This is a genomic window from Shewanella scandinavica (assembly GCF_031932065.1).
GTDB lineage: Bacteria > Pseudomonadota > Gammaproteobacteria > Enterobacterales > Shewanellaceae > Shewanella > Shewanella baltica.
In genome coordinates this window covers 1-7,882 of the sequence record NZ_JAUOES010000050.1, presented here as the reverse complement: position 1 = coordinate 7,882, position 7,882 = coordinate 1, and the positions used below count along the sequence as shown (strand labels likewise).

6 protein-coding genes and 1 pseudogene are annotated in these 7,882 nt (G+C 39.6%); 1 reads left to right on the top strand and 6 read right to left on the bottom strand.

Annotated features, from left to right (window positions below; all coding sequences use genetic code 11):
• Window positions 1-593 precede the first annotated feature (593 nt).
• The 3 genes from Q4Q50_RS22025 to Q4Q50_RS22015 all read right to left on the bottom strand — a co-directional run bounded on the left by Q4Q50_RS22025 (window position 594) and on the right by Q4Q50_RS22015 (window position 2,808).
• Window positions 594-803 (bottom strand): cold-shock protein, encoded by a 210-nt coding sequence (locus Q4Q50_RS22025; RefSeq protein WP_011789734.1) that lies wholly within the window; start codon window positions 801-803, stop codon window positions 594-596.
• 306 nt (window positions 804-1,109) lie between these two features.
• Window positions 1,110-1,925 (bottom strand): 23S rRNA (guanine(745)-N(1))-methyltransferase, encoded by an 816-nt coding sequence (gene rlmA, locus Q4Q50_RS22020; RefSeq protein ID WP_012088881.1) that lies wholly within the window; start codon window positions 1,923-1,925, stop codon window positions 1,110-1,112.
• A gap of 40 nt (window positions 1,926-1,965) precedes the next feature.
• Window positions 1,966-2,808, bottom strand: coding sequence for a hypothetical protein (locus Q4Q50_RS22015; protein ID WP_311901153.1), 843 nt, complete (start codon window positions 2,806-2,808; stop codon window positions 1,966-1,968).
• 1,055 nt (window positions 2,809-3,863) lie between these two features.
• On the opposite strand from Q4Q50_RS22015, the gene Q4Q50_RS22010 reads away from it, so the two are divergent.
• The gene (locus Q4Q50_RS22010) at window positions 3,864-4,799 is read left to right on the top strand and encodes a hypothetical protein (RefSeq protein WP_311901151.1); all 936 of its coding nucleotides are present in this window, start codon (window positions 3,864-3,866) and stop codon (window positions 4,797-4,799) included.
• Window positions 4,800-5,029: 230 nt separating this feature from the next.
• Here the strand turns inward: Q4Q50_RS22010 and Q4Q50_RS22005 are convergent, their stop codons facing one another.
• The 3 genes and pseudogenes from Q4Q50_RS22005 to Q4Q50_RS22415 form a co-directional block, all read right to left on the bottom strand.
• Window positions 5,030-5,425, bottom strand: a complete 396-nt coding sequence (locus Q4Q50_RS22005; RefSeq protein ID WP_220592674.1) for a DUF4019 domain-containing protein — start codon at window positions 5,423-5,425, stop codon at window positions 5,030-5,032.
• Window positions 5,426-5,540: 115 nt separating this feature from the next.
• The gene (locus Q4Q50_RS22000) at window positions 5,541-6,020 is read right to left on the bottom strand and encodes a hypothetical protein (RefSeq protein ID WP_311891723.1); all 480 of its coding nucleotides are present in this window, start codon (window positions 6,018-6,020) and stop codon (window positions 5,541-5,543) included.
• Between the two features lie 338 nt (window positions 6,021-6,358).
• A pseudogene (locus Q4Q50_RS22415) lies at window positions 6,359-6,573 on the bottom strand (IS91 family transposase); the annotation flags it as partial.
• Window positions 6,574-7,882: the final 1,309 nt, after the last annotated feature.

Below are 7,882 nucleotides of genomic sequence, written 5' to 3'. Positions count from 1 at the left end.
TAATCATTTAACGGTAAAGCTGATTTATATCAATAAGTAACTCCTCATCCCCTCAGTTCTAACACGTCTAAACTTAGTCATGACGAGATTTATAGTTTTGCATTCACCTATGCAGACCTACACCAACAGACTCCAAAGCAGTCATAATGCCCCTGCTAATCCATGCAACGAGAATATGATGGGATAAATGCGTTATCGGCCTAGAATTGAGGTTACGCTTACACTAAATACAGTATCGAGAATACAGTATCGAGAGGTGTAATAGTGTTTAATACAACTGATGCAAACATGGAGGATGAATCGAAAGAGCTTTATTGAAGTTTAACTCTCTAGAAATGATGTGTCTTAGAGATAAAGAGAAAATCTGAAAGTAGGTGCTAACAACTATTACGATAGCTAAGAAGCCAATTGAGCAACCTAAGCTCATTAATCTAGCGGCTATTTATATAACTTTTAACGGAGAAGACTACACAATCTAGAGGACCAACTAACCTTCAAAAGAATGTTAAATTTCACACATACAAAAAGAGCCATGGAATAAACCATAGCCCTTTAATCCATTGCTATCAGCTCTAGGCTAACAGCACTGAAAATTAACCAATGATAGTTACGTTTTCAGCTTGTGGACCTTTTTGACCTTGAGTCACAGTGAAAGACACTTTTTGGCCTTCATCAAGAGTTTTGAAACCGTCAGAGTTGATCGCACGGAAATGTACGAATACGTCTGGACCAGATTCTTGCTCAATGAATCCGAAACCTTTGTCAGAGTTGAACCACTTAACAACACCAGTAACTTGAGACATGATATAAATCCTGTAAATAAAAAATTAAAGCCTTAACGGCGGTGGAGCTGGAAAATGCCGGTATTACTTATGTTTACAGGACGAACTGGTCGTATTGAACACATAAATATAAGCCCAACCTTCAAGCTGATAAGACTATAAACCATTCTAAAGATAAGTCAACACACTGCGACACTTTGGATTATTTATTTTGCCTAAATCTACTTTGCGGTTTTGCAACCGGCTAGCAGAACATTCAGTTCATGCTGCTTAGCATTTACAGTTAAACATTTTAAATAATTTATTTCAATAGCTTAATCTATTCACTTATCTTGAAATGCGATGCACTTCAATTTGGAAATCCAATTCACAGCTTAGTCCTTGCAGAGCAAATGCTCGCTTTTGCGCATCGGTAAACTTCCAAGCGTAAGGCGTCATTTCTAAAAAATGAGCAATGTGATCACTTTTTGTCAGTTCAAGCTGAGAAATTAAGCGTTCCTGATGCAGGCACTCAAAACCAGCAATATACGCAGCAGATACAGGATGCAATCTAGGTTCTGCATAAATTTGTTGCTTCAAAGCGAAGTGATGCGAAGGTCCGGGAGAGACTGTTATCAAGATACCACCATCGGCCATAATGCGTTGTAACTCTTCAACTTTGGAAGGTGCATAAATGCGAATGGCAAGATCGACACTTTGAGAGGCGATGGGCATCTCATAGGCACTTGCCACACAAAATGCTAAATTGGGGTAGCGTTTAGCCGCATATTTAATTGCTGACTTAGAAATATCTATGCCTTGTAAATCACAATCATGGTGCTGACTCAACACATTGAATAAACGCTGGCTGTAGTACCCTTCCCCACAGCCTATATCAAGGATCTGTTTTGCATCAGCACCAAACTCGATCGCGAGTTCATTCACTTTATCACTCAAGCCTTGATAATACCCTTCGTTTAAAAATTCACGCCGAGCAAACATCATCTGCTTGTTATCACCTGGATCTTTTGAGTTTTTCTTCTGTACGGGCAATAAGTTGACATAACCCTCTTTAGCCATGTCAAACTTATGTTGCTGTGGACAACCCCAAGTGCGGTCCGTTAACGTCAGCGGCGCGGAACACAGAGGACATAAATAGTGCATAGTGGACTCTTATCTTTAACTAAATTTGGGCAAGAAAGGTTTACGTTTCGTCTTCCATTAATCGGTCAACCATCTGGATCAGTTCTGGTGGCGCAAGTAACTCATAACACTCTAATTTTCTTAATAACTTGTCTGTGTTATCAGCATCATTAGCGGCGCGACTATAATTGGGACGCTCAAACATATGGGTATAGGTTCTAAATAACCACTGTTGTTTCTGAAGTAACAAGGGATCGAGCCTTAATACCTCGTCGGCAAGACTAGCCTGACATTGACCAAGCTCCCCACGTAAAAAAGCTTGTAATTCTAACCTAACTTGCTCAATTTCGGTCATGTAAATGGCGAGGGATTCAGATGATGCGGCATAATCGTATTGCCTTGCTAACAGAGCTTTAGCGACCATTAGCGCTTTAGGTTCATGCAAAACGCGTAAATCGGCTTCTAAAGGCACTAACTCAAACTTTGAATCCGCTTGTAAAGCAAACGTTAAGCAATTATCTATGACTGAATTACCTTCATCTAAACCATTAGTCATGTCTAAGGTAAAAGATACGCCCCGTCTCAATTCTGCCGCGCAAAATTTTGCAGCAGTGCCCATTCGCGTATAGAGCCGAAAACCTTGCCCAAGACTTCGAGTGATCGGTGTATTAAAGGCCTGTGCACTTTGCGGTAACGATTCAACTTTAAGACCCATAAACGGTTGAAAACGAATAGCAATATTTTGTGGGGTTCCAGCTTCAGCAATAACGATAACCTCTAGCAAAGGCGCACTGATCGCCTGTAACACAATAAAATCACTGATATCGTCGGGTAACCGCAACGTGAGTATCGACGCCTTTTCAGCATCAAGCACCATAGGCTCATTTAGAAATTGATGATACATAAGACATAATTCCCCTGTTCAGCCGTGATTGTACCTTTGAATCTGAATGAAGATCACCAATGAAGTCTTTATATTCTCAAGATAATGACTTAATTACCTTAATGGTGTAAATGTTCATTCGGGGAGTTTCGGTGTTAAGATGTTATTATTCGACAAACTGTCATTTGAATTTAATTATGTCTAACCATTCCCAGCCAAGCATATTTTGGCACGACTACGAAACCAAAACCACTTAACCATTGATTAATAATACAAAAAACAATGTACACACTCCAGCTCTGTACACTCATATGTACACACTTAGTTTAATAAACTTCCAAATTAACTGTTCTGAAACAACAAGATTACGTATAACCTCAATATTCTTTCATGTTAAATCTGTTTTCTCCCAACATTTTTGATTCTCATTTGCAGTCGATATGTGTCATTTCAGATGCAGCTATTTCGATGTTTTATTAACCAAGAACACAAACCGAGCACAATGGGTAATTGACAATATAAACCTGAGAATAAACAGACCGCATTCTACCCAGAGTTCCAATACATAGAAATATAGTACAGCGTATATTACCCGCTCAATATCATACTAGTGGCCCTTAGCTTTTGTTATCAAATCTGACATAACTTCTGCAGAGGCGGCACAATATAACTACTAGAAAATCAACGTGATGGATCATGAGTCTGTAATGTCATACGATACCCCACTCCACTGTCCTGCATTTGGAACTCAGCAAGTTTAGTGTCGAGTCATCCGGCAAGTGTTACTCTTTTGCCTTTTGATTTGTCAACTGCATGCCATTTCAAAAATCTATAAATTTACGAGTTAACAAATAGCAGCTCAGCTAGATCGGTCTCTTTAAATCCATACCCCCAGTTGCCTCAAAATAGCAGCTAGAATATTTGCTTATCCTAGTTGGTGGAATGCTCACATATCGTAAATATTTAATGAGTATAATTTATACAAGTCATTAGTTTTTTCGCCGTTCAGACCAATTAAGCTATAGTCTATTTGAGGATGTAGTAAATAGGTTTCTGAACATGGACATGAGTTTCTTATGTATAACTTACAAATAGTTAGAATTTTTTTGAGTGTTATTCTCTTGATGGGCTTAACAAGTATCCCCATCACTTATGCTAACGATCAGTTCATAATCAATCGTTCAGAATCTAATCATGATGATCGATACAAATATACGTATGACCTTTTACAACTTGTTATTGATGCAACCAAAGCCGATTTTGGCCAAGCATCATTGGAGGTTTCCGATGTCATTATGAGCAGAAATCGCATATTAAGAGAATTGCAAGATGGTCAAAATATTAATGTCATAGCTGAAGCCTCAAGTTTAGAGTGGAATACAAAGCTTATACCAATAAAAATCCCCATACGTAAGGGAATTCAAGGATTTAGAGTTTTCATTATTCAGAAGAAAAATGTGAAATCGTTGGCTCAAATCACCTCTATTATGCAGTTAACTTCTCTTAAAACAGGCTCAGGTAGTCAATGGTCAACTAAAGTTGCCATGCAACAGGCTGGATTTGAGGTCATTGAAAGCGTTCAATATGATAGTTTATTTAACATGCTATCAAAGGGAAGATTTGTTACATTTGGCCGTGGAGTGAATGAAGCTTATCAAGAACTTAAGCAGTTCAATCTACAGTATCCAAATCTAGTGATTGATGAAAACATTTTGCTGCATATCCCTCTTGCGACCTATTTTTATGTTTCACCTAATAAGCCTCACTTAGCCCAGAGAATAGAAGTCGGTCTTCGAAGAATAATCAACAATGGTGAGTTTGAAAAATTATTTTACAAACGTCATTGTGATTTTTTGATAAAAAGCAAAATGAATCAAAGGTTAATATTTAAAATTGACAATCCTCTTATCTCCGAAGCTGAGATGACTTCAATTGTAGGTAAAGATTTTCTACTCAATCCTAAGGATGACTTTTCCATTTTGTGTAAAAAAATCACTGATAATGACGTCTGAAATTTTGAATAGCACTGCAAACACCTACCAATTAGGTGTCGATTTAGGCAGTTTTAACCACCGTCAAAAAACAAATGTGCTGCATCTGCTTCAATGGTAAAAACATCGGACTTCGGTGAAGAATTTGGGTTGTTCAGTGCAATGACAAATAGATTGTCTGCGCCGTCTAACATCGCCAGCTTTGCTGCGCGGCCTTGTTAGTCCTGCAAGCCTAAGTAAATACACCAAAATTATTTAATGAAGTAACCAACTGGAAGCCACTGCCCACTAGTTTTACTAAGTGTTAATGTTTCAGTTGCTGACTTTTTATTTTCAAATTCGGTTTGAAATTGAATAACTAAGTATTCACCTTCTGGGGCACCAGGAAGCGATGAATATTCTTTAGCGCCTAATTCTGAGCGTGATTCAACTTTACCTAATGGAGTTCGGACGCCTTTAAGTGCTGTGTCCCACTTGGTTTGTGACAATTGTGATTTAAAGAATGAATCAGATTTTTGCCAACTTTCAGTGTAATTACCCGCATCAACGATTTTAAGCCACTCTTTTGCTGCAGTTGAACCAGAAGATTCATTAGCCGAAACAAGAGAAGAAATACACAGTGTTAAGATAAATATTAGTTTTTTCATAATAATTCCTTTTATTCTAAAGTCTAATTATATTGCCATACTTTAAATACAGCTAACACTCGCATTTGCTGCTGGTTTGAAGCACAACGAAAACCAGTACGACACCATGCGCTTATTAGCGTTTTTTTGCATACGTGGTAACCCACACTTTGCTTGCTTCAAGAATGCCTTGGTTGATTTGATCAACCGTACAGTAATCTTCGTAGTACCAACCGTACATTTGATGTATGCCTAGATTATCCCCGAGATAGTCTTTTGTTTTGCTGTAATAATCATAATTATCAATTTCTTCGAGTAACGTTTTAAACTGTACACGGGGTATTACTGTGCCCGAAGCAATTAATAGTACATGGTGCTCAACTAGCTCTCTTGCAGCCTCTTCTATGGTCGGAATTAATACATCTATTTCTTTTAGGTATTTTTCGAATAGCGTTGAAATACATCCCCATCCCTTTGGATCGCAATCTAATATTTCAAGAAAGACATCTGACCAAATGCCTTTATCTAATTGAGAATTAACATGCTCAATGATGTCTTTGGTGTGCAGTATTCCTGCTGCATATTTAATTGCCAAAAATTCTTCTTGGGTGCTCATGGTTTGTGGCACTAATGTCTTAGTATTTATGCACAGTGCTGTTTGAAGGGCATAAATCGCTCGTTGGACTTGGCCGCTGCCACATCCGTGTAAATGGGTATGAATGATGCTATCGGAATTTGCTTTTTTGCGGTAGCAGTTTTTATACAATTTGGTAGGTAATCACTTGATATTGTTTTAGCTTTCTCATTTTTCACTCTCACTTTCGACTGATTATCGACCTTGGTTGGCAGCATTGGGGCCCCACATTCAGGCTGTCACTCACCCCCTCATCAGCTTAACCCCATAAGGTTGGCTGCTTCTCGCTGTCGGTCATACGCTTCGACTTGAGAGAGTGGTTATCCTAACATTAGTACTGGCTGACTTTGGCAGTTAATCATCACTAATCCTTGCGCTCTTTCAGACCAAAATACTGCAGATGGTCCAACTGGTATTGCAGGCAAAACCACGAACAGTCTTCCTTAACCAAAGGACTCGCCAATACCACCTGCGGCTTATGTAATTGCAACTTGATTTGCGTGAGCTTTTTACGGCGGCAAGCATTGGCTACGTACTGCGTAAAATCACAGTCATTGCATGCAGTACTAACCGGTTAGCAAATTCTGAATGATTTAGTTATCAGTTAAGTGATTTTAGGATAAAGCTAGAACGAGATGATATGCCTAGGTGGTGGCACTCAGATGTATTCAAACTAAAGGTAGGTTTCTCCCCTCACAGTTCTCCGCTTTATAGTGACTCGCTTACCCATAGAGGCAAAATATCGGCCCATTCAACAAAGATCAAAGGATCACAAAATCGATCTATTGAAGTTGGTATATCCGAGCACACCAATTTTTTGAGGTTCTGAGAAAACAAGGAAAATAATCAATTACAATCAACACTATAGATAGCGTTCAAAATTATGAACGCCCCCTAAAAACCCGCTAATAAAACAACAACCAAGCCCTCTAAAATCCTCATATGTAGTGAAGCACTGCGCGTCGCCGCCCCCGCAATCAACCGCGCCGGAAGGACCCGCGATGATAATGGTTCGCATCTACATAGAGTTGAGAGTGATTCTCATCATCATAAAGTGTCGCGTTCGGTTTCAATCAAACCGTGAGCATCGGCGAGACACAAATTCCACCCATCTGAAAGTCTAAATTCCTCATAATTGCACATGATCATCGATCCCTTTCTATCCATGCAAGATGACTAATATAGGTAAAGAGAACGAGCCTGGGACTCGGCTAAAGTAAGCCTAGGCCTAGACAGCTGCTATTCACCTAAAACCGTCTAAAACCTTGGCTTTTACCCTCTTCACCCTATCGCCAACAATTAACACTAAAGAAACAAATGCACGCTATTGCATCCTCCACTAGGGTTGATGCAATGACTCGTCTGTAGCCTTACTGCTGCATGGGCTAGAGTGCTCCCAACTTTTTGAGGCTATCTAGGGATTATCTAGGCCGCATCCAAAAACGGTTGAACCATATTGGTGCAACACGCTGAACAACGCCCATTGAATAGAAACATATCAATAACAATTCAGATTAAGGCAGCATGAGCCTAAAAACGCGTTCAATCACCCAGAAACAGTGTGCAGATCATCCCACTTTGCCTGCTTTTCATGACCAAAAACGGCGAGCGGATAACGCCTTCGCAGGATGAGGCCGCGACCGAAACAGTGAGCCGAATAGAAGGATCCATTTGGGCGCCATCAATTCACCCATAACTGCCAAAAACCTCACCTTTTGCCCTACCCTTTACACCCTTCAAACGTTAACGCAAAAGCAACAAAAGCGAGTCGTTGCATCCTCCTGTAGGGTTGATGCAATGACTCGCCTGTAGCCCTACTGCTACATGGGTTTGAGTGCTCCCAA